We start from the raw sequence: 20,872 nt of genomic DNA on the forward strand, positions 1-20,872 counted from the left end.
CGCGCCCCTTCGGGGCGCTCCGCCTAGGCTGACGGCGTGGCCTTCTCCACGGCGCACTCGGCGCTCGCCGCCCTCCGCGAGGAGCTGGCCGGTGAGGTGGTCGCCCTGTGGGACCCCGGCTACGACGCGGCCCGCGCGGTGTTCGACGCGCGGGCCGACCCGCGGCCGGCGGTGATCGCCCGGTGTGCGGACACGGCCGACGTGGTGCGGGCCGTCCGCTTCGGCCGGGAGCTGGACCTGCGCATCGCGGTGCGCGGCGGCGGCCACGGCGCGGCCGGTACGGCGGCGGCCGACGGCGCGCTGCTGGTGGACCTCGGCCGGATGCGCCGGGTGACCGTCGACCCGGTGGCCGGGGCGGCCCGGGTGGAGGGCGGTGCCACGACGGGCGACCTGGACCGGGCGGCCCTGCCGTACGGGCTGGCGACCACCGGCGCGCGATCTCGCACCACCGGCGTGGCCGGTTTCGTCCTGGGCGGCGGCACCGGCTGGCTGGACCGCCTCTTCGGCCCGGCCGTCGACAACCTCCTCGGCGTGGAACTGGTGACCGCCGACGCCGAGCGGGTGCGCGCGAGCGCCGACGAGCACCCCGAGCTGTTCTGGGCGCTGCACGGCGGGGGCGGCAACTTCGGTGTCGCCACCGCGCTCACCCTGCGGCTGCACGAGCTGCCGCGGTTCTCCCTCGCCGTGCTGCGCTGTCCGCCCGGGTACGGAGCCGAGGTGGTCAGCGCCTTCCGGGAGGTCTTCCGGACCGCGCCCGACGAGCTGGGCGGCGCGGTGCTGTACCTGGCCGGGCCGCCCGCGCCGGCGGGCGGCCCGCGGTGCGCGGCCGTGCTGACCTACGCCGGCGGCGCGGACGGGCTGCGCGATCTCGCCGGGCCGCTGTGGGCGCTGCCGCACGAGGCGGGGCCGGCCGGCGAGCTGCCGTACCCGGCGGCACAGCGCCTGCTCGACACCCCGCCCGGGCTGCGCCACCACCGGTCGGCCCGGTGTCTGACCGGGCTGCCCCGGCAGGCGGTGGACGCCTTCCGCGCGGGCGGGGAGGACGTGCCGGCGGCGACCTGCTCCCGGTATCTGTTGTTCCCGCAGGGCGGGGCGGTCGCCGCCGGGCCGCGCGGCTACCCGGTGGCCTGGCGCGACGCCCCGTGGACCGCGCAACCGTGCGCCCTCTGGGCGGACCCGGCGGACGACGAGCGGGCGCTGCGCTGGGTGCGGGAGGCGTGCGCGGCCCTGACGCCGTGGAGCACCGGGGCCGTGTGCCTGAACCTGATCGGCGACGAGGGCCCGGAGCGGGTCCGGGCGGGGCTGGGTGCCGGGAACCTCCTGCGGCTGGAGAAGGTGAAGCGGCGCTACGACCCCGACAACGTCTTCCGCTGCAACCACACCATCCGGCCCGTGTGAGGCCCCCGGTCAGCCCAGGGCGGCGATCACCTCCCGCGCCGCCCGCTCGCCCTCGCTCGCGCCGCCCTCCATGAAGCCCTGGAAGTCGTAGGAGCAGTGCTCGCCGGCCAGGTGGATACGGCCCTGGGCCGTGCCCTCGTAGCCGGCGTACCGGTGCAGGTATCCCACCGGCCAGTACGAGTAGGCGCCCAGGGCGTACGGGTTGAGGTGCCAGGCCGACAGCTGGGCGCGCCCGGTCCAGGCGGCCGACGTGCCGGGGAAGAAGGCGTCGATGTCCTTCAGGTACCGGGTGGCGAGGTCCTTGACGTACGGGTCGCTCTCGTACGAGAAGGGGCCCGCCGGGGTCAGCGACCTGGCGCGGCTGCCGCCGCCGTACTGGATGAGGATGCCGCCGGTGCCGGGCTGGACCTTGGTGGTGTCCCAGGTCTGCTGCACCCCGAGGTCGGTGAAGCAGTCGCCGGCGGACACCCCGGGCCAGGGGCCGGTGCCGCGCCAGGGGCGGCTGGTGAACTGCAGGTTGAGCTTGGTGCAGTAGCCCATGCGGGCATCGCGCAGCAGGCCGGTCATACGGGGGTCGAAGCCGGCTCCGGTCAGGTCCAGCCGCTGGAGGACGGGCAGGGGCACGCACAGGATGGTGTGATCGGCGGTGACCGTGCGGGTGCTGCCCGCCTCGGTGAAGGTGAGGGTCTGGGTGCCGTCGGCGCCGGCCCGCACCGCCTGGAGGGACCAGCCGTGCCGGAGGGTTCCCTCGGGCAGGGAGCCGGCGATGGCCCGTGGGAGCCGGTCGTTGCCGCCGACGATGTGGTAGCGCTCGTTGGACAGGCCCCAGACGTTGAAGTGGCCCGGATTGGGCTGGTAGCCCATGAGCAGGACGAGGGCGAGCGAGGACTGCTCGGTGGTGTCGGCGCCGTACTCGACGGCGTAGGCGACGTCGAAGAAGCGGCCGAGCGGGGAGGCGTGGCCACCCGGCACCCGGGTCTCGATCCACTCGTACAGGGACAGGTTGTCCAGGGCGGTGCCGGCCGGGGTGGCGCTGTCCCACCTGACCTCGCCCGCGGCCTGGAGGTCCGCGCGCAGGGCCTGGTAGACGGCCTTGAAGTCCTCGTCGGCCCGGTCGCGCGGGTAGTACGCGCCGTCGAACCAGAGGACTTCCTCCGCGCCCTGCGGGCCGCCGCCGAGGAAGTCCTCCACGGGCAGGGAGAAGCGGCGGCACAGCTGGAGGATCTTCTTGTGGCCGGTGTCGATCAGCTCGCCGCCGATCTCCGAGGTCTGCCCCCAGGCCCAGTGGTCGCGCTGGGTGTACATCCGGCCGCCGACGCGGGAGGGGTGGGCCTCGTAGAGGGTGCAGGCGTATCCCGCGTCGCGCAGGGTGAGGGCCGCGGTCAGCCCGGCGATCCCCGCGCCGACGACGGCGACGCGGGGCGCGGACGCCCGGGCGGGCGGTGCCGGGACGGTGGCGGCGGCCGTCGCGGCGGCCGCCACCGCGGCCGTGCCGGCGGCGCCCTTGAGGACGCTGCGCCGGCGCACGGCCCGCGCCTCGGCGACGGGCAGACCGAGCCGCTCGGCGGCGGCGTGGTCGGCGGTGAGGGTGCGAAGGAGGTGCAGGAGCCGGGTGCGGGACACGGTGCCTCCTCAGGCGTTGGCGGGGGCTTGCTCGGCGTCGTCGTCCGTGCGCTCGGCCGCGTCCTCCAGGACGATCCGGCCGATGACCTCGTACCGTTCCGGCCGGCGGACCCGCAGGTACAGGCCGAGCCCGAGGCCGCCGAAGAAGACCAGCCCGACGATCCACGGGATGGCCTCGAAGAAGAGCGAGCCGGCCGCCGTACCGGCCGCGGTATCCATGTTGACCACCAGCAGCACCACGACGGCGGTCATGCCGAGGCCGCCGAGCAGCGGCGCGGTCAGGGTGCGGAACCAGTGCCGGTCCTCGGGGTGGTTGCGGCGGAAGTAGCCGATGACGGCGAAGGAGCACAGCGTCTGCACGATGAGGATGGCCATCGTGCCGAGGATCGCCAGCAGCGTGTACAGGTGGATGTACGGGTCCTGCCCGGTCGCCCAGAACGCGCCGACGATGACGACGGCGATGACGGACTGGGTGAAGGAGGCGAGGTACGGCGACCCGTGGCGCGGGTGGGTGCGGCCCAGCGCGGGGTGCAGGAAGCCCTCGCGGCCGATGGCGTACAGATAGCGGGACGCGCACTGGTGGAAGGCCATGCCGCAGGCGAACGAGCCGGTGATCAGCAGCCACTGGAAGGCGTCCACCGCCCAGGCGCCGATGAAGCCGCGCGCCGGGTCGAAGAACAGGTCGAGGGGGCTTGCGCCGGCGGAGACCCGTACCGCGCCGTCGAGGCCGTTGCCGGCGATGGTCATCCAGGAGACGTAGATGTAGAACAGGCCGACGCCGATGACCGAGATCAGGGTCGCGCGCGGGATGACGCGCTTGGGGTCGCGGGACTCCTCGCCGTACATCGCCGTCGACTCGAAGCCGACCCACGACCAGAACGCGAAGAACAGGCCGAGGCCCGCGGAGGCGCCGGTGAAGGCGTTCTTGGGGTTGACCGGCGCGACGGGGATGCCGTCCGGGCCGCCGCCGCGCAGCAGTACGGCGGTGGCGACCGCGAAGAGCACCGCGATCTCGGCGACGAGCAGCACGCCGAGCGCCTTGGCGGTCAGGTTGATGTCGAAGTACGACAGCACGGCCGTCACCAGCAGCATCACGGCCGCGTAAGCAGCCCACGGCAGGTCGGCGCCGAGCTGGTCGCGGACGGTGGTCTGCGCGAAGTAGGAGAAGACGCCGACGATGGACGCCTCGAAGACGACGTAGGCGAGCACGGCGAGCATGCCGGAGGCCATGCCCGCGATGCGCCCGAGGCCGTGCGAGATGTAGCCGTAGAAGGCGCCGGCCGCGGTGATGCGGCGGGCCATGGCGACATAGCCGACGGAGAAGACCGCCAGCACCAGCGTCGCGAAGAGATAGCCGGCCGGCGCCCCGGTGCCGTTGCCGAAGCCGACGGCGATCGGCAGGTTGCCGGTCATCGCGGTGATCGGCGCGGCGGTGGCCACCGCCATGAACACCACGCCCACCAGTCCTACGGAGTTCGCCTTGAGGCGCTGTACCTCTCGCGTGGGTTTCTCTGTCATTCCCGCCCCTCATGTGGTGCTCGCGCAACGAAATCCGAAGGTCAAACGGCGGTTCTTGTACGGTTGCGACAGTCTGCCGGGGCAGTGACGTACACCACAACAGACAGGCGGTCGGGTAATCACGTGCCGGGGGCGACGCAGTGTCGCTCGCGCGGGCCCGGCGACCGCCGCCGTGATCCCGCGGAGATGTCACCGAAACAGCCGCCCGGGTAGCGTCCGCTGCATGGACAGCCGTACGGACCACCGACTCGACACCCAGGGCGCCGGCATCACCGTGCAGCGGGCGCTGGAGCTGCCCGGACTGCGCAGCGGACTGCCGGAGATCCTGGCGGGCGCCGACCGGCTCGGCCGCACCGTGCGCTGGGTGCACGCGGGCGAGGTCCCGAACATCGCCTCGCTGCTCAAGGGCGGCGAGCTGCTGCTCACCACGGGCTACGGCCTGGGCACCCGGCCGGCCGAGCAGCGGGCGTTCGTGCGGACCCTGGCCGAGCGGGGCATCGCCGCCCTGGTGGTGGAGCTGGGCCCGCGCTTCGGCCGGCTGCCGGCGGCGCTGGTGGACACCGCCCGGGCGGCCGGTCTGCCGCTGGTGCAGCTGCACCGCGAGGTGCCGTTCGTGACGGTGACCGAGGAGATCCACACCGAGATCGTCAACGGCCACTACGCGCTGCTCCAGCGCGCCGAGGAGGTGCACCGGCGCTGCACCGAGGCGTTGCTGGGCGGCGGCGGGGTGCCGCAGGTGCTGTGCATCCTGGCCGACTTCAGCGGCAACCCGGTGTTCCTGGAGACGGCGGACGGCCGGCTGCTGTACGCCGCCGGGGCCGGGCCCGAGGGCGCCGACCCGCTCCAGGTGTGGGAGGGGCTGCGCGGTCCGCACAAGGAGGTCCCGCCGCCGGCCGGCACGGTGCTGGTGGACGTGCCCGGCGGCGGCCCCGGCACGGCGGGCTCGGTGCGCGCCCGGCTGGTCCTGCTGCCGGTCCGCGCGACGCCGGCCCCGGTGCACCGGATCGCAGCCGAGCGGGCCGCGGGCATCCTGGCGGTGGTGCTGATGCAGGCCCGGCAGGAGGAGGAGCTGGCGGCGCGCGGGCGCGGGGACTTCCTCACCGATCTCGCCGAGGGCCGGATCGCGGCGGAGGACGCCCCGGCGCAGGCCCGGGTGCTCGGCTTCAAGCCGGGCGAGAGCCCGCTGCTGCCGGTGGTGATGCGGATCGGGGACACCCTCTCGCCCGGTGGCGGCTGGGCGGTGCTGGCCCGGGCGGTCTCCGAGGAGCTGGCCGCGGTGGGGGTGCCGGTGCTGCTGGGGGTGCGGCCGGTGGAGGGCCGGGTCCTGGTGCTGCTGGGGCTGCGCGCGGAGGCGGAGCGGACGGCGGTGGCGGACCGGGTCGCGGCGGCGCTGCGGGCGGGGGTGGAGCGGGCCGGGATGCGGCGGCCGGGCTCGCCGCCGCCGGTGGTGGTGGTCGGGGTGGCCGGCGGCTGGGCGGCGGCCTCGGCGGGGCTCAGGCACGCGGCGGAGACGGCGACGGCCGCCCAGGGCCTGACCGACCGGCCCTGGTACGACGCCCGGCGCCTGGACATCGACCTGCTGCTGTGGCGGCTGCGCGACCACCCGGACCTGGCGGCCTTCGTGGACCGGGCGATCGGCCCGCTGCGCGAGCACGACCGGCGCTCCCGGCCGCCGCTGCTGCCGACGCTGGAGACCTATCTCGCGCACGCGGGCCGCAAGGCGGAGACGGCCCGCGAGCTGCACCTCAACCGTCAGACCCTGTACAACCGCCTGGCCCGCATCGGCGAGTTGCTGGGCACCGACCTGGACGACCCGCAGACGGTACTGGCGCTGAGCCTGGCCCTGCGGGCCCGCCGGCACGCGCCGTAGGGCCTTCCGGCCTCTTCCGGCACACCTAGGTCAGCGGTGTGGGCCGGGTCAGCTCGTCGTAGACGCTGAGGACCTGGGCGACGGTCTCGTCCTCGGTCGGCCAGGTCGCGCACTGGCGGGCCGCGCGCTCGCGCAGCCGGGCCCGCCGTCCGGGGTCGGCGAGCAGCCCGAGGACCGCCTGGGCGAGGGCCGCCGGATCGCCGTACGGGACGAGTTCGGCCGCGTCGCCGACGAGGTCGGGGATGCCGCCGACCCGGGTCGCGACGAGCGGAACGCGCGCGTGCAGCGCCTCCTGGGCGAGGACGGACCGCGATTCCCATCTGCTGGTCAGCAGGGCCAGGTCGGCGGCGGCGAGCAGGTCGGGGACGTCGTCGCGGTGCCCGACCAGCCGCACCGGCAGCTCCTCGTCCTCGATCCGCCGCTGGAGCGCCGGCCGCAGCGGGCCCTCCCCCGCGATCACCACCAGCGGCACCGGGTCCCGCTCCCGCCACCGGCGGGCCGCGTCCAGCAGGACGTCGTAGCCGCGGTGGCGGTCCAGGGAGCCGACCGCGAGGAGCAACGGCCGGTCGATGGCGCCGAGTTCGGCGCGGACCTTGGACCGCTGCCGGTCGTCGTGGTCCTCCGCCGCCTCGTCGGGGCCGCCCGGCCGGCGCCGGCCGGGCAGGGCGACCGGGGCGAGCCGGGCGTCCCGCGCGCCGGTCCGCCGGGCCCGGTCGACCAGGTCGGGGCTGGTGCCGAGGACGACGGCCGCGGTGCGCGTCACCCGCCGCTCCAGCATGCGCAGCAGCTGGGCCCGCGGGCCCTCCGCGTGGGCGCGGCCGTGCCAGGTGACCACCAGCGGGGTGGTGCGCCCGCCGAGCGCGAGCACGGACCGGAAGGAGGCGTGCAGCCCGTGGGCGTGCACCAGGTCGGCGTGGGCGCAGGCGGTGCGGAGGGCGGCCACGGAGACGGGGTCGCTGCTGCGCGGTACGTGGACGTGGTCGGCGCCGGTGCCGCTGAAGTCGTAGGCCCGGTCGGCCTCGGTGGGGGCGCACACCGTGACCCGTACGCCCCGCGCGACCAGGCCCTCGGCCAGGGAGCGCACGTGCGCGCTGCTGGCGGCGTTGCCCCCGCCGAGCACCTGCACGGTGCGCAGCGGCGGCCGGCCGTGCGGTGCGTTGCTGCTCAGCGGGGTCACGGGGCCAAGGCTCCTGGTTCGGGGGCGGTCACGAGAAGGCGCGTGGGGCGGTCACGGGAAAACGTACAGAAGGTTGGGGGCTCAGGGGGGCGGAAAGACGCAGCCCGCGCGCCTCCCCTGCGGACCGTCCGGGCCCGCCGTCCGCCCGCGTTCCCCGCCAAGCATGCCAGGGCGCACGGCCGTTCAGGGAAGATCCGGGAGGGCGCATCATGCGGCGGGCCGGGGCAATGCGCCGGAGCACATCACCCACACGGGTGAGAGAGGGGCCGGCCTGGACGGGCCGTACGCGCGGGCATACGGCGAGGTCAGCCGCGCGGGGTACGTGCCAGGTCGCTCACCCGGTCCCCGCAGCAGGCGGCGGCGACCAGCGCGACGGCGTGCGCGAGCAGTCCCGCGCGCCGGTTTCCCGCCACCACGGCCGCCCCCAGCGCGGCGCCGAGCGCGTGCGCCCCCGTGTCCCCGAGCATCACCCGCTCCCCCGCGTCGTCGGGCAGCACGGCCGCGGCGGCGCCCATCGCCCCGGCGGCCAGCCGCGCCCCGGGCCCCTCGCGCAGCAGCCCGGGCGCCCCGAGCGCGAGCACGGCGCCGGCGGCCCGGCCCGGCCGTACGTCGAGCAGGTTCACCAGATGGGCGCTCCCGGCGATGACGATCCCGGCGAGCAGCCTGTCGGCCGGCCGCTCCTTCAGCACGGCGCCCGCGGTCAGTCCCGCCGCCGCGATCCCGAACAGCTTCACGGCCCCGCTGGTGATCTCCCCGTCCCGCAGCGCCCGCAGATGGGCCCGGAAGCCGCGCCGGTGGTCCCCGGCGACATCGTCGTACGCCCCGCACGCCCAGGCGGCCAGCACCACGGCCCCGGCCGCGGGATGCACCCGGGCGGCGGCGATCCCGGCCCCGACCGTCACGGCGGGCCCGGCGTACAGCCCGACGGCCCGGCCGGCGTGGTTGGTCCGCTCCCAGCGCGCGCGTCCGCCGGGCGGGGCGGCGCGCAGCACGGCCTGGCCGGCCCGGGTGAGCGCGGCGGCGAGGAGCAGGGGTCGGCACGTTCGCTTGTCGATCATGCCGCCCACCTTAGGAAACGGCCGGAACCGGGAGACGCCGGCGGGACCGCCCCCGGCAGCCGTCCGGCGCCGCCCCCGCTACACCTCCGCCCTCGCCGTGGCCAGGAGTTCCTCCGCGTGGGCGCGGGCCGCTTCGGAGTCCTCCTGGCCCGCCAGCATGCGGGACAGCTCGCGGATGCGCTCCTCGCCCTCCAGGACCTTGACGCCGGAGCGGGTCACGGAGCCGTCGTTGGTCTTCTCCACCAGCAACTGGCGGTCGGCGAACGCGGCGACCTGGGGCAGGTGGGTGACCACGACGACCTGCGCACTCTTGGCGAGCTTCGCCAGGCGCCGGCCGATCTCGACCGCGGCCTTGCCGCCGACCCCGGCGTCCACCTCGTCGAACAGGTACGTCGGGACCGGGTCGGTGCCCGCGAAGACCACCTCGACCGCGAGCATCACCCGGGACAGCTCACCGCCGGAGGCGCCCTTGGCGATGGGCCGCGCCGGAGCGCCCGGGTGCGGGGCGAGCAGCAGTTCGACCTCGTCCGCGCCCGACGGGCCGTAGGCGACCGTCCGCCCGCCGACCTCGACACCCTCGGGGTCGTCGGTCTGCCGGATGTCGAAGGACACGCGCGCGTGGGGCATCGCCAGCGAGGCCAGCTCGGCGGTGACGGCCGCGGCGAACCGTTCGGCGGCCTCGGTCCGCGCGTCGGTCAGCCGCTGCGCGAGGACGCCCAGTTCACCGCGGAGCGCGTCGCGTTCGGCGGTCAGCTCCGTGATCCGCTCGTCGTCGCCGTCCAGCTCGGTGAGCCGGGCGGCGCCGTGCTCGGCCCAGGCGAGGACCGCGTCGATGTCCTCGCCGTACTTGCGGGTCAGCGCGGTCAGCGCGGCCCGGCGCTCCTCCACGGCGGCCAGCCGCAGCGGGTCCGCGTCGAGGTCGTCGGCATAACCGGCCAGCTCGCCGGCCACGTCGGTGAGCAGGATGCCGATCTCCCCGATCCGGTCGGCGAGCGCGGCCAGCGCCGGGTCGTGCGCCCGTACGGCCTCCAGGGCACGGTGGGCGCCCGCGACCAGGGTCGAGGCGTCGATCCCCTCGGGGTCCTCCGGGTTGCCCGCGAGAGCGGCGTGCGCGGCCGTCGCGGCGGACGACAGCGCCTCGGCGTGCCCGAGCCGTCCGGCCTCCTCGGCCAGCTCGGCGTCCTCGCCGGGCCGGGGCTCCACGGCGGCGATCTCGTCGAGCCCGTAGCGCAGCATGTCGGCTTCCTGGGCCCGCTCCCGCGCGCGGGTGGTGATCTCCTCCAGCTCGGCGGAGACGGCCCGCAGCCGCCGGTAGGCCTCGGTGTACTCGGCGAGCGGCACGGCGACGGCGTCGCCCGCGTACCGGTCCAGCGCCTGCCGCTGCCGGGACAGCTTCAGCAGCCCCTGCTGGTCGGTCTGCCCGTGCACGGCCACCAGGTCGTCGGCCAGCTCGGCGAGCAGCCCGACGGGCACGCTGCGCCCGCCCAGATGCGCCCGGGAGCGGCCCTCGGCGGAGACGGTACGGCTGATCAGCAGGGCGCCGTCGTCCAGCTCCGCCCCGGCCTCCTCGGCCCGTGCGACGGCGGCGGCCGACGGGGGTACGGCGACCCGCCCCTCCACGACCGCCTTCTCCGCCCCGATCCGCACGAGCGCCGGGTCCGCCCGGCCGCCTAGCAGCAGCCCCAGGCTGGTGACCACCATGGTCTTGCCCGCACCCGTCTCACCGGTGACCGCGGTGAACCCCGGTGACAGTTCGACGACGGCATCGTCGATGACCCCGAGCGACCGTATCCGCATCTCCTCCAACACGGAACAGACCATACGAGGTCCGGGGCGGCCAGCGCACATGGCCCGCCCGTGTCACTCCGAGGAGTGGTGCGGCGCCCCCCGCCACCCCGTGGTCGGCAGGGCGAACTTCGCCACGAGCCGGTCGGTGAACGACGCGTGGTGCAACCGGGCCAGCCGCACCGGCACGGCCCCCCGGCGCACCTCCACCCGCGCCCCGGGCGGCAGCTCGACCGTGCGCCGGCCGTCGCACCACAGCACGCCCGGCGGGATGTGCGGCAGCACCTCCACCGCGAGCACCGAGTCCGGGGAGGTGACCAGCGGCTTGGCGAACAGCGCGTGCGCGCTGATCGGCACCATCAGCAGCGCCTCCACCTCCGGCCAGACCACCGGACCGCCGGCGGAGAAGGCGTAGGCGGTGGACCCGGTGGGCGTGGACAGGATCACCCCGTCGCAGCCGAACTCCGACACCGGCCGCCCGTCGATCTCCAGCACGACCTCCAGCAGCTTCTCCGCGCCGGCCTTCTGCACGGCCGCCTCGTTCAGCGCCCAGTCGGTGTGCACGATGTCGCCGTTGCGGTGCACGACGACGTCGACGGTCATCCGCTCCTCGACCTCGTAGGACCGCGCCACCACCCGGTCCACCACCCGGTCCAGGTCGTCCCGCTCGGCCTCCGCGAGGAAGCCGACGCGCCCCAGGTTGACGCCGAGCATGGGCACCCCGGAAGCGCGCGCGAACTCGGCCCCGCGCAGCAGGGTGCCGTCACCGCCCAGCACGATCAGCAGCTCGCAGCCGTCCAGGCACTGCGCGGTGGCCTCCTTGACGAGGTGCACCTCGTCCGGGAGCGGCAGGTCGCACGCCTCCTCCTCCAGCACCCGCACCCCGATGCCGTGCCGCAGCAGGCCCTTGACGACGAGTTCCGCGCTGCGGATCGCCGCGGGCCGCCCGGTGTGGGCGAGCAGGAAAACAGTACGCGCATGGTTCTGTGTCAACGCGGCCCCTCCGCCACTGCACGGTCGACGTCGGCCGGGTCCACCCGGGGTGCCCCCGCCCGCAGCCAGAGAAAGTATTCGACGTTCCCCGAGGGCCCGGGCAGCGGGCTGGCGGTGACCGACCGCACCCCGAGGCCCAGCTCCCACGCCTGCTCGGCCACCTTCCGCACGGTCTCCGCGCGCAGCTCGGGGCTGCGTACGACACCGCCGCTGCCGAGCCGGTCCTTGCCCACCTCGAACTGCGGCTTGACCATCATCACCAGGTCGGCGTCCGGCGTCACGCACCGCTTCAGGGCGGGCAGCACCAGTCCGAGCGGGATGAAGGACAGATCACCCACGACCAGCTCCACCGGCACCCCGTCGATCGCCTCCAGCGTCAACTCGCGTACGTTCGTACGGTCCTTGACGGTGACGCGTTCATCCTGCTGCAGGGACCAGGCGAGCTGTCCGTAGCCTACGTCCACGGCGACGACATGGGCGGCGCCCGCGCGCAGCAGGACATCGGTGAAGCCGCCGGTGGACGCGCCGGCGTCCAGTGCGCGCCGGCCCTCGACCACGAGCCCCTGCGGCACGAAGGCCTCCAGCGCGCCGGCCAGTTTGTGCCCGCCCCGGGAGACGTAGTCGGGATCGCTGTCGTCGGCCTGGACGGCGATGGCCGCGGCGGTCTCCACCTGCGTGGCCGGCTTGGTCGCCACGGTCTTGCCGACGGTGACCCGCCCGGCGGCGATCAGCTGGCTGGCGTGCTCGCGCGAGCGGGCGAGCTTCCGGCGGACCAGCTCCGCGTCGAGACGGCGGCGTGCGACTCCTGCCACGTTCGGTTCAGCTCCTGCTCTGGTTTTACGGTCTGCTCGGGTACGGCATCGGGGGCGCCGGAGGTTCCGGGCGGGCGTCGAGCGCGGTGAGCGCGTCGCGCAGCCCCCGGAGTACATCCTCGTACACCTCCACGTGTCCGTCGGTGGCGAGGTGGCCGGCGTCGGCCAGCCGCTCCAGACACGCGTCGATCCCCGCGTCGCCGGTCGGCGTGCGCGGGATGTTCAGGGGGGCGGGGGCGGCGGGCTCGGACGCCCGACCGGGCTCGGCCGGCGCCGCCGTACCGGCCTCGGACACGGACTCGCTCATGCCCCGACGCTACCCCGAACCGCTGGGGTAGCGTCGGGGGCGATGGCGACGATCGAGGAGTGCCGCGCCGCACTGGGGAAGCTTTCGGACACCATGCGGGGGGCCGAGGGCGAGGTCGGGGCGGCCGCCGCGCTGGAGCGCTCGGTGAGCTGCCACGTCACCGACCTGGACGTCACCTTCGCCGGCCGGATGACGGGCGGGCGGATCGAGGTGGACGCCACCTTCCCCGGCCCGCCGCGGGAGAAGGCGCGGATCAGGCTCGCCCTGGCCGGGGACGACCTGGTGGCCCTGGTGGACGGCGAGCTGAACTTCGCGACCGCATGGGGCTCGGGCCGGGTGCGGCTGGAGGCGAGCCTGCTGGATCTGTTCCGGCTCAGGAAGCTGCTGTGAGCCGTGCCTTGCGGGCGGCGGGCACGACCAGCGGGGTGCCCGTCTCCGGGTCGTCGATCACCTGACAGCGCAGCCCGAACACCTCTTCCACCAGCTCGGCGGTGACGATGTCGCCCGGCGCGCCCTCGGCGATCACCTTTCCGCCGCGCAGGGCGATGAGGTGGGTGGCGTAGCGGGCGGCGTGGTTGAGGTCGTGCAGCACCGCCACCAGCGTCCGGCCCTGCTCCTCGTGGAGTTCGGCGCACAGGTCGAGGACGTCGATCTGGTGCTGGATGTCCAGGTAGGTGGTCGGCTCGTCCAGGAGCAGCAGCGGGGTCTGCTGGGCGAGCGCCATGGCGATCCACACCCGCTGCCGCTGCCCGCCGGACAGCTCGTCCACGTACCGGTCGGCCAGCTCGGCCACGCCGGTCTGCCGCATCGACTCCCGGACGACCCGCTCGTCCTCGGCCGACCACTGGCGCAGCAGGCCCTGGTGCGGGTAGCGGCCCCGGCCGACGAGGTCGGCGACCGTGATGCCGTCGGGCGCGACGGCCGTCTGGGGCAGCAGGCCGAGGGTGCGGGCGACCTTCTTGGCGGGCATCGACTGGATGGCCTGCCCGTCCAGCAGCACCCGGCCCTCGCTGGGCTTGAGCATCCGCGACAGCGCCCGCAGCAGCGTCGACTTGCCGCACGCGTTCGGGCCGACGATCACCGTGAAGGAGTGGTCGGGGATCTCCACCGACAGCTGTTCGGCGATGACGCGCTGGTCGTAGGCGAGGGTGACGTTGTCGGCGGACAGGCGGTTCACAGTGCTCCTCGGGGTGTTCGTCGGGCCGGCGGGGCTCATATCCGGCCCGCCCGGCGCTCGGTGACCAGCAGCCACAGCAGGTAGGCGCCGCCGAGCACGCCGGTGACCACGCCCACGGGCAGCTGGTCGGCGCCGAAGGCGCGCTGGGAGGCCCAGTCGGCGGCGACCAGCAGGGCCGCGCCCATGCACAGGGACGGCACGAGGTTGGGCCCCGGCGAGCGGGTCAGCCGGCGGGCGAGCTGGGGCGCGGTCAGCGCGACGAAGCTGACGGGACCGGCGGCGGCCGTGGCGGCGGCGGTGAGCAGGACGGCGCTGACCATCAGCAGCAGCCGCACCCACTGGACGCGCACACCGAGCGCGTGGGAGATGTCGTCGCCCATCTCCATCATCCGCAGGCCGCGGGCGTTGACGAGGACCAGCGGGACGAGGACGGCGCACAGCGCGAGCAGCGGCCAGACCTGGTCCCAGTCCCGGCCGTTGAGGGAGCCCGTCATCCACACCACCGCGCGGGCGGCGTCGACCAGGTCGGCCTTGGTGAGCAGATAGCCGTTGACGGCCGTCATGACCGCGTTGACGCCGATGCCGACCAGCACCATCCGGTATCCGTGCACGCCCTGCTTCCAGGCGAGCAGATAGACGGCGAGACCGGTGGCGAGGCCGCCGGCCAGCGCGCCGACGGTCACCTGGGAGGCGCTGCCGGACAGCAGCACGATCACGGTCAGCGCACCGGCCGTGGAGCCCTGCGACAGGCCGAGCACGTCCGGGCTGCCCAGCGGGTTGCGGGAGATCGACTGGAACAGGGCGCCGCCGAGGCCGAGCGCGGCGCCGACCAGCAGGCCGACGAGCACCCGGGGCAGGCGCAGTTCGTTGACGATGAAGTCCTGGTAGGCGTTGCCGTTCCCGGCGAGCGTCCGCAGCACGTCGGCCGCCGGGATCTTCGCGTCGCCGGTCCCGATCAGGGCGATGCCGGCGGCGCAGGCGGCGACCAGCAGCAGCACGACGACGGTCAGGGCACGCGGGTCCAGACGCACGGAGAGCCCGCCGGGGGTGCGTACGGCACGGCTCCTGGAGTGGGTCTTCACAGCTGGGCCGTCCTCCGCCGTCGTACGAGAAAGATGAAGACCGGGCCGCCGATGACCGCGGTGACGATGCCGACCTGGAGCTCGGCGGGCCGGGCCACGACCCGGCCGAGGACATCGGAGCCGAGCAGCAGCACGGGCGCCAGGACCGTGGCGTACGGCAGGATCCAGCGCAGGTCGGGGCCGGTGAAGGAGCGGACGACGTGCGGCACCATCAGGCCGACGAACATGATCGGGCCGCAGGCGGCGGTCGCGGCACCGCACAGCACCACGGCGGACAGCATGGCCAGCGCGCGGGTGCGGTCCAGGTTGGCGCCGAGGGCGCGGGCGGTGTCGTCACCCATCTCCACCGCGTTCAGCGGCCGGGCCAGCGCCAGCGCCAGCACCGTGCCGACCGCGAGGAACGGCAGCACCTGCACGATGGTCGAGTCGGTGGCCGAGACCAGCGAACCCACCGTCCAGAAGCGCATCTTGCCCAGCGCCGCGCCGTCCGTGATCATCACGGCCTGGAGGTAGCCGTACAGGGCCGCGGTGATCGCCGTACCGGCGAGCGCGAGCCGCACCGGGGTGGCGCCCCGGCTGCCGCCGAGGAACCACACCAGCCCGCCGACCGCCGCCGCGCCCAGGAACGCGAACCACACGTAGCCGGTCAGGCTGGTGACGCCGAGATAGGTCATGGCCGTGACGACGGCGGCGGAGGCGCCGGCGTTGATGCCGAGCAGCCCGGGGTCGGCCAGCGGGTTGCGGGTCAGCGCCTGGAGCACCGCCCCGGACAGCCCGAGCGCGGCGCCGACCAGCAGGCCGAGCACCGTGCGCGAGAGCCGCTCGCCCACGACCACGTCGCCGTACGTGCCCGTGTCGTGGAACAGGCCGTGCCAGACCTGGGCCGGTGACAGCCCTTTCGCTCCGACCGCGATGCTCGCCAGGGCGACGAGCACCAGGAGCACGGCCGCGAGCAGGAGCCCAAGGGCCCTGACCACATGGCGGGTTGGGGGCGCGGGGGCGTGCTCCGCGCGCTGTTCCGGAGGACTGTCGACCAACACGAGGTTAGGTTAGCCTACCCTGCACTCCTTCTCGATCCCCGGCCGTGACGATCCCGGCGGAGAGCCAGGGGGTGACTACCCCCGCCGGGCCCCTCAAAGCCCCAGCCGGGCCAGCGCCTTGCCGCCGTCCAGCGCGCAGGAGCCCTCGCCGGCCGCCGTCCAGGCCGCCGCGCACAGCGCCCGCAGCCCGTCCAGCGCCTCGCCGTCGCCCGTCAGCTCCAGCCGGTCGGCCCCGGCCGTCGCCGTCCAGCCGCCGCAGCGGAACCCGGCCCCGCCCCCGTCCCCGGTGATCTCCGGCTGTCCGGTGAGCAGACCGCGCAGATCCGCGTCCACATAGGTCGGCCGGTGGTGGGGCGGCGCGGCGAGCAGCTGCGCCCCGTCGGTGACTCCGGTCAGCACCAGCAGCGAGTCGACCCCGCCGTTGAACGCGCCCTCGATGTCGGTGTCCAGCCGGTCCCCGACCACCAGCGGACGCTCCGCACCGGTCCGGATGATCGTCTCGCGGTGCATCGGAGGCAGCGGCTTGCCCGCGACCTGGGGCTCGGCGCCGGTCGCGATCCGCACGACCTCCACGGCCGCCCCGTTGCCCGGCGCGATGCCCCGCCCGCTGGGAATCGTCAGGTCGGTGTTGGACGCGAACCACGGCACGCCCCGCCGGACGGCGTACGACGCCTCCGCGAACCGGCCCCATGGCAGGTCCGGCCCGCCGAAGCCCTGGACGACCGCCGCCGGGTCGTCGTCCGCCGACTCCACCGGTACGAGGCCGCGCTCGCGCAGCGCCACCCTGAGCCCCTCGCCGCCGATCACCAGCACCCGCGCCCCGGCCGGCACCTGCTCGCTGATCAGCCGGGCGACGGCCTGCGCGGAGGTGATGACGTCGTCCGCGCCGGTCGGTATGCCCAGCTCCGTCAGGTGCCCGGCCACCGTGTCCGGGGTGCGCAGCGCGTTGTTGGTGACGTACGCCAGCCGCATGCCGCCCGAGCGGGCCTGAGCCAGCGAGTCGACCGCGTGCGCGATCGCGCTGCCCCCCGCGTAGACCACCCCGTCCAGGTCGAGCAGCGCCGTGTCGTACGCCTCGCTCAGGGGCTGCCCACTGCCCTCGGGCCTGGTCCTGACGCCTTGGCTCATGTCCGCATCGCTCCTCGTAGACTCGCCTTTCCCCCGATCATCCCGCATGCCGGCGACACACGTACGATGCCGGGATGAAGACAGCGGGTCACTCGGAGGCAACGACGCGCCGCGGCCTGGAACTCACCCCGTTCCGTGGCCTGCGTTACGACCCCGACCGGGTCGGCAGCCTCGCCTCCGTCACCTCCCCTCCCTACGACGTCGTCGTACGGCCCGACGGCCTGCATCATCTCCAGTCGGCCGATCCGCACAACATCGTCCGGCTGATCCTGCCGCAGGCCGGCACGCCCAGCGCCCGCACCGAGCAGGCCGCCGACACCCTGCGCCGCTGGCTGGCCGAGGGCATCCTGGTCGCCGACCCGGAGCCGGGCCTGTACGTGTACGAGCAGCGCGACGGCGACGGCATGCTCCAGCGCGGGATCATCGGGACGCTGCGGGTGACCGAGCCCGCCGAGGGCGTGGTGCTGCCGCACGAGGACGTCATGCCGCCCGTGGTCGCCGACCGCGCCGCCCTGATGCGCGCCACCCGCGCGAACCTGGAACCGCTGCTGCTGACCTACCGGGGCGACGGCGTACTGCCCCCCGGTACGACGTCCGGGGCGGGCGTGGATACGGCGGTTGCGGCAGGTGTCGGTACGGCAACCGGGGCGGGCGTCGGTACGGCGGCCGAGGTGATCGAGCGCACGGCGAGCCGCCCGCCGCTGCTGGCCACCACCACCGAGGACGGCTTCCGGCACCGCCTGTGGTCCATCACAAACCCCGTCGACCTGGCCCGCGTCCAGACCGACCTGGCCGGCCGCCAGGCCCTGATCGCCGACGGCCACCACCGCTGGGCCACCTACCGGCGGCTGCGCCTGGAACACCCCTCCCCCAGCCCCTGGGACTACGGCCTGGTCCTGCTGGTCGACACCGTCCGCTATCCGCTGCGGGTCCGCGCCATCCACCGGCTGCTGCACGGCCTGCCGGTCGCCGACGCGCTCCGGGCGGTGGACGGCCTGTTCCGGGTACGTCGGCTCGACGGGCCCCTGCCGGAGGCGCTGGCCGCCCTGGCGGACGCGTCCTGCGCGGGCAACGCGTTCCTGCTGGCCGGTGACGGCGCCTTCCACCTGCTCGACCGCCCGGACCCGGAGCTGCTGGCCCGGACCGTCCCGGCGGACCGGCCGGCCGCCTGGCGCTCGCTGGACGCCACGGTGCTGCACGCCACGCTGCTGGAGCACGTCTGGCGCATCCCCGAGGACTCCCCGGCGCACATCGCCTACATCCACGACACGGCGGCGACGGTCGAGAAGGCGGAACGCGACGGCGGTACGGCCGTCCTGCTGCACCCGGTCCGCGAGGAGGTCGTACGCGACCTGGCCCGGCAGGGGGTGACGATGCCCCGCAAGTCGACGTCGTTCGGCCCGAAGCCGGCGTCGGGGCTGGTACTGCGCGCGCTGGAGATCTGAGCCGAGGGCATGACCTGAAAAAAGGGGGGCGGGCTCCATGAGAGCCCGCCCCCCTTCAGGTGACTGCCGACGGTCAGTGCTTGTCGCCGTCCTCCGGGGAGGCGTCCGTGGACCCGGCCGCTTCTGCGGGCTCGCCGGGCTCGTCCGAGGCGTCCTCGGCCAGGGCGTCGACGAACTCCACGCCGTCCAGCTCGGCGAGCCGGTCGGAGGCGTCCGTGCTGCCGTCCCGGTCGGCCTCGACGGCCTTCGCGAACCACTCCCGCGCCTCGCGCTCCCGGCCGGCGGCCAGCAGCGCGTCGGCGTAGGCGTAGCGCAGGCGCGCGGTCCAGGGCTGCACCGAGTTGGAGGCCAGCTCCGGGCTCTGGAGCGTCACGATGGCCGCGTCCAGCTGACCCATGTCACGCCGGGCGCCGGCGGCGACGAGCCGCATCTCGACCTGCCCGGCCTTGTCCAGCTTGTGCACCTCCGGGGCGCCGGCCATGTCCAGCGCCTTCTCGGGCCGGCCGAGCCCACGCTCGCAGTCGGCCATCACCGGCCACAGCTCGACGGTGCCGGTCATCCGCCGGGCGGCCCGGAACTCGGCCAGGGCCTCGCTGTACTTCTGGGTCGCGTACGCGGCGAACCCGGCGGCCTCACGCACGGCGGCCACGCGGGACGCCAGGCGCAGGGCGACCTTGGAGTAGCCGTAGGCGCCCTCGGGGTCCTCGTCGATGAGCCGGGCGACCATCACCAGGTTCTTGGCGACGTCCTCCGCGAGCGTCTTGGGCAGGCTCTGCAGTTCCTGCCGGACGTCCTTGTCGATCTCGTCACCGGTGACGTCCTCCGGGATCGGCAGCCGCTTGATCGGCTCGCGGTCCCGGTCCCGCTCGTCGCGGAACCGGCCACCGCCACGGCGGTCGTCGCCACGGCGGTCGTCCCGGCCGTCACGCCCCCGGAAGCCGCCGCCCGGCCGGCCACCGCGGTCGTCCCTGCGGGGCCCACGACCGCCTCGGTCGTCCCGTCCCCGGAAACCACCGCGCTCACCACGGCTGTCGTCCCGACGGAACCCACCGCGGTCGTCACGCCGGTCGTCCCGGCGGTCATCGCGCCGGTCATCGCGCCGGTCGTCACGACGGTCATCCCTGCGGAAGCCACCGCGGTCGTCGTCGCGACGGAAGGAGGGACGGTCACCCCGGTCGTCACGGCGGTCGTCCCGACGGAAACCACCGCGGTCATCGCGCCGGTCGTCGCGGCGGTCGTCCCGACGGAAACCACCGCGGTCATCGCGCCGGTCGTCGCGGCGGTCGTCACGGCGGAAGCCGCCGCGCTCGCCACGGTCGCGGTCGTCCCGCTGAAAGCCCGGACGCGCCCCCCGGTCGCCCTCGCGCCGGAACCCGCCACCACGGCTGTCGTCCCGACGGAACCCACCACGATCGTCACGACGGTCATCGCGCCGGTCGTCACGGCGGAAGCCGCCCCGGTCACCACGGTCACGGTCGTCCCGGCGGTCGTCGCGACGGTCGTCACGGCGCCCGAAACCACCACGGTGGTCGTCACGCCGGCCGTAGCCACCACGGTCGTCGTCACGACGGTACGACGGACGGTCGCCTCGGTCGTCACGGCGGTCATCGCGGCGGAAACCGCGGTCTCCCCGGTCGTCGCGCCGGTCGTCACGGCGGTCGTCACGGCGGTCGTCGCGACGGAAGCCGCCGCGCTCGCCACGGTCGCGGTCGTCCCGCTGGAAGCCCGGACGCGCGCCCCGGTCGCCCTCGCGCCGGAACCCGCCACCACGGCTGTCGTCCCGACGGAACCCACCACGATCGTCACGACGGTCGTCCCGGCGGTCATCGCGCCGGTCGTCACGACGGTCATCTCGGCGATCGTCACGCCGGCCGTAGCCGCCACGGTCGTAGCCGCCGCGGTCGTTGCCGCGACGCTCGCTGTCCCGGCGGTCGTTGTCGCGGCGGAAGCCGCCGCGGTCGCCCCGGTCACCCCGGTCACCACTGTCCCGTCGCCGCTGGTCGCGCTCCGGACGGTCGCCGGGAGAGTTGGTGGACATGGTGACTCCTGTCTGTGGTACCGCAAGCATTATAAAAACAAAAGGACCCCTGGTCCCAGCTGAACGCTGGTGACCAGGGGTCCTCCAAAGATTGTTCGGCGGCGTCCTACTCTCCCACAGGGTCCCCCCTGCAGTACCATCGGCGCTGTGAGGCTTAGCTTCCGGGTTCGAAATGTAACCGGGCGTTTCCCTCACGCTATGACCACCGAAACCCTAATGGTTTCGAGCGAACAAGCACACTTTTTACTTGTGTTCTCGGTTCAGCTCTGAGCCGGCAACCGTTCGTTGCCTCAGAACATACACAGTGGACGCGAGCATCAATGGACAAGCCCTCGGCCTATTAGTACCGGTCACCTCCACACGTTACCGTGCTTCCAGATCCGGCCTATCAACCCAGTCGTCTACTGGGAGCCTTACCCCA

At 74.6% G+C, this 20,872-nt stretch carries 18 protein-coding genes and 2 rRNA genes; 4 read left to right on the top strand and 16 right to left on the bottom strand.

Features of this window, described 5'->3' with window-relative positions:
- The first annotated feature begins 36 nt into the window (after window positions 1–36).
- Window positions 37–1,398, top strand: coding sequence for an FAD-binding oxidoreductase (locus IH25_RS0114405; protein ID WP_030608749.1), 1,362 nt, complete (start codon window positions 37–39; stop codon window positions 1,396–1,398).
- A gap of 9 nt (window positions 1,399–1,407) precedes the next feature.
- Here the strand turns inward: IH25_RS0114405 and IH25_RS0114410 are convergent, their stop codons facing one another.
- Both IH25_RS0114410 and IH25_RS0114415 read right to left on the bottom strand, forming a co-directional pair.
- Window positions 1,408–3,021, bottom strand: coding sequence for a flavin monoamine oxidase family protein (locus IH25_RS0114410; RefSeq protein WP_030608752.1), 1,614 nt, complete (start codon window positions 3,019–3,021; stop codon window positions 1,408–1,410).
- A gap of 9 nt (window positions 3,022–3,030) precedes the next feature.
- On the bottom strand, window positions 3,031–4,539 hold the full coding sequence (locus IH25_RS0114415; RefSeq protein ID WP_030608755.1) for an APC family permease: 1,509 nt from the start codon (window positions 4,537–4,539) through the stop codon (window positions 3,031–3,033).
- Between the two features lie 223 nt (window positions 4,540–4,762).
- On the opposite strand from IH25_RS0114415, the gene IH25_RS0114420 reads away from it, so the two are divergent.
- Window positions 4,763–6,409: a PucR family transcriptional regulator gene (locus IH25_RS0114420; RefSeq protein WP_030608756.1), complete on the top strand. Its 1,647-nt coding sequence runs from the start codon at window positions 4,763–4,765 to the stop codon at window positions 6,407–6,409.
- Between the two features lie 25 nt (window positions 6,410–6,434).
- On the opposite strand, the gene IH25_RS0114425 is transcribed toward IH25_RS0114420, so the two are convergent.
- The 6 genes from IH25_RS0114425 to IH25_RS0114450 form a co-directional block, all read right to left on the bottom strand.
- Window positions 6,435–7,586 (bottom strand): glycosyltransferase family 4 protein, encoded by a 1,152-nt coding sequence (locus tag IH25_RS0114425; protein WP_030608759.1) that lies wholly within the window; start codon window positions 7,584–7,586, stop codon window positions 6,435–6,437.
- 305 nt (window positions 7,587–7,891) lie between these two features.
- Window positions 7,892–8,644 (bottom strand): hypothetical protein, encoded by a 753-nt coding sequence (locus IH25_RS0114430; RefSeq protein ID WP_030608763.1) that lies wholly within the window; start codon window positions 8,642–8,644, stop codon window positions 7,892–7,894.
- 78 nt (window positions 8,645–8,722) lie between these two features.
- The gene (gene recN, locus IH25_RS0114435; protein WP_030608765.1) at window positions 8,723–10,465 is read right to left on the bottom strand and encodes a DNA repair protein RecN; all 1,743 of its coding nucleotides are present in this window, start codon (window positions 10,463–10,465) and stop codon (window positions 8,723–8,725) included.
- Window positions 10,466–10,504: 39 nt separating this feature from the next.
- A complete protein-coding gene (locus IH25_RS0114440) occupies window positions 10,505–11,422 on the bottom strand; it encodes an NAD kinase (RefSeq protein WP_030608768.1) in 918 nt (305 codons plus the stop codon).
- Complete coding sequence (locus IH25_RS0114445; protein ID WP_030608771.1) at window positions 11,419–12,234, bottom strand: TlyA family RNA methyltransferase; 816 nt, start codon at window positions 12,232–12,234, stop codon at window positions 11,419–11,421. Before IH25_RS0114445 ends, IH25_RS0114440 begins: the two co-directional genes overlap by 4 nt.
- Before the next feature lie 25 nt (window positions 12,235–12,259).
- Window positions 12,260–12,541: a hypothetical protein gene (locus IH25_RS0114450; protein ID WP_030608774.1), complete on the bottom strand. Its 282-nt coding sequence runs from the start codon at window positions 12,539–12,541 to the stop codon at window positions 12,260–12,262.
- Window positions 12,542–12,583: 42 nt separating this feature from the next.
- Between IH25_RS0114450 and IH25_RS0114455 the strand changes: the two genes are divergently transcribed.
- Entirely contained in the window at window positions 12,584–12,931 is a 348-nt protein-coding gene (locus IH25_RS0114455) for a sterol-binding protein (RefSeq protein ID WP_030608777.1), read from the top strand.
- On the opposite strand, the gene IH25_RS0114460 is transcribed toward IH25_RS0114455, so the two are convergent.
- From IH25_RS0114460 to IH25_RS0114475, 4 genes are all read right to left on the bottom strand, one after another.
- Window positions 12,915–13,757 carry an ABC transporter ATP-binding protein gene (locus tag IH25_RS0114460; protein WP_209445311.1) on the bottom strand — a complete coding sequence of 281 codons (843 nt, stop codon included), beginning with the start codon at window positions 13,755–13,757 and terminating at the stop codon, window positions 12,915–12,917. The genes IH25_RS0114455 and IH25_RS0114460 overlap by 17 nt on opposite strands.
- The gene (locus IH25_RS0114465) at window positions 13,754–14,800 is read right to left on the bottom strand and encodes a FecCD family ABC transporter permease (protein ID WP_030608783.1); all 1,047 of its coding nucleotides are present in this window, start codon (window positions 14,798–14,800) and stop codon (window positions 13,754–13,756) included. Before IH25_RS0114465 ends, IH25_RS0114460 begins: the two co-directional genes overlap by 4 nt.
- The gene (locus tag IH25_RS0114470) at window positions 14,797–15,840 is read right to left on the bottom strand and encodes a FecCD family ABC transporter permease (RefSeq protein ID WP_030608786.1); all 1,044 of its coding nucleotides are present in this window, start codon (window positions 15,838–15,840) and stop codon (window positions 14,797–14,799) included. The genes IH25_RS0114465 and IH25_RS0114470 overlap by 4 nt, the downstream gene beginning before the upstream one ends.
- Window positions 15,841–15,933: 93 nt before the next feature.
- Window positions 15,934–16,968 (bottom strand): HAD hydrolase-like protein, encoded by a 1,035-nt coding sequence (locus tag IH25_RS0114475; protein WP_030608790.1) that lies wholly within the window; start codon window positions 16,966–16,968, stop codon window positions 15,934–15,936.
- Window positions 16,969–17,042: 74 nt separating this feature from the next.
- Between IH25_RS0114475 and IH25_RS0114480 the strand changes: the two genes are divergently transcribed.
- Window positions 17,043–18,413, top strand: coding sequence for a DUF1015 family protein (locus IH25_RS0114480; RefSeq protein ID WP_030608792.1), 1,371 nt, complete (start codon window positions 17,043–17,045; stop codon window positions 18,411–18,413).
- 73 nt (window positions 18,414–18,486) lie between these two features.
- Here IH25_RS0114480 and IH25_RS0114485 read toward each other — a convergent pair whose 3' ends face one another.
- The 4 genes from IH25_RS0114485 to IH25_RS0114500 all read right to left on the bottom strand — a co-directional run.
- On the bottom strand, window positions 18,487–19,248 hold the full coding sequence (locus IH25_RS0114485) for a tetratricopeptide repeat protein (RefSeq protein ID WP_209445314.1): 762 nt from the start codon (window positions 19,246–19,248) through the stop codon (window positions 18,487–18,489).
- Window positions 19,140–20,384: a hypothetical protein gene (locus IH25_RS41180; RefSeq protein WP_051753929.1), complete on the bottom strand. Its 1,245-nt coding sequence runs from the start codon at window positions 20,382–20,384 to the stop codon at window positions 19,140–19,142. Before IH25_RS41180 ends, IH25_RS0114485 begins: the two co-directional genes overlap by 109 nt.
- Window positions 20,385–20,544: 160 nt before the next feature.
- Window positions 20,545–20,661, bottom strand: a 5S ribosomal RNA gene (gene rrf / locus IH25_RS0114495).
- Between the two features lie 110 nt (window positions 20,662–20,771).
- Window positions 20,772–20,872 (bottom strand): 23S ribosomal RNA (locus IH25_RS0114500); the annotation flags it as partial.

Source organism: Streptomyces achromogenes subsp. achromogenes, assembly GCF_000720835.1.
Taxonomy (GTDB): Bacteria; Actinomycetota; Actinomycetes; order Streptomycetales; family Streptomycetaceae; genus Streptomyces; species Streptomyces achromogenes.

Excerpts from the sequence above, each read along its gene's own strand:
- IH25_RS0114415 (WP_030608755.1), bottom strand. The coding sequence starts at position 4,539 with ATGACAGAGAAACCCACGCGAGAGGTACAGCGCCTCAAGGCGAACTCC.
- IH25_RS0114420 (WP_030608756.1), top strand. The coding sequence starts at position 4,763 with ATGGACAGCCGTACGGACCACCGACTCGACACCCAGGGCGCCGGCATC.
- IH25_RS0114430 (WP_030608763.1), bottom strand. The coding sequence starts at position 8,644 with ATGATCGACAAGCGAACGTGCCGACCCCTGCTCCTCGCCGCCGCGCTC.
- recN (WP_030608765.1), bottom strand. The coding sequence starts at position 10,465 with ATGGTCTGTTCCGTGTTGGAGGAGATGCGGATACGGTCGCTCGGGGTC.
- IH25_RS0114450 (WP_030608774.1), bottom strand. The coding sequence starts at position 12,541 with ATGAGCGAGTCCGTGTCCGAGGCCGGTACGGCGGCGCCGGCCGAGCCC.
- IH25_RS0114455 (WP_030608777.1), top strand. The coding sequence starts at position 12,584 with ATGGCGACGATCGAGGAGTGCCGCGCCGCACTGGGGAAGCTTTCGGAC.
- IH25_RS0114460 (WP_209445311.1), bottom strand. The coding sequence starts at position 13,757 with ATGAGCCCCGCCGGCCCGACGAACACCCCGAGGAGCACTGTGAACCGC.
- IH25_RS0114475 (WP_030608790.1), bottom strand. The coding sequence starts at position 16,968 with ATGAGCCAAGGCGTCAGGACCAGGCCCGAGGGCAGTGGGCAGCCCCTG.
- IH25_RS0114480 (WP_030608792.1), top strand. The coding sequence starts at position 17,043 with ATGAAGACAGCGGGTCACTCGGAGGCAACGACGCGCCGCGGCCTGGAA.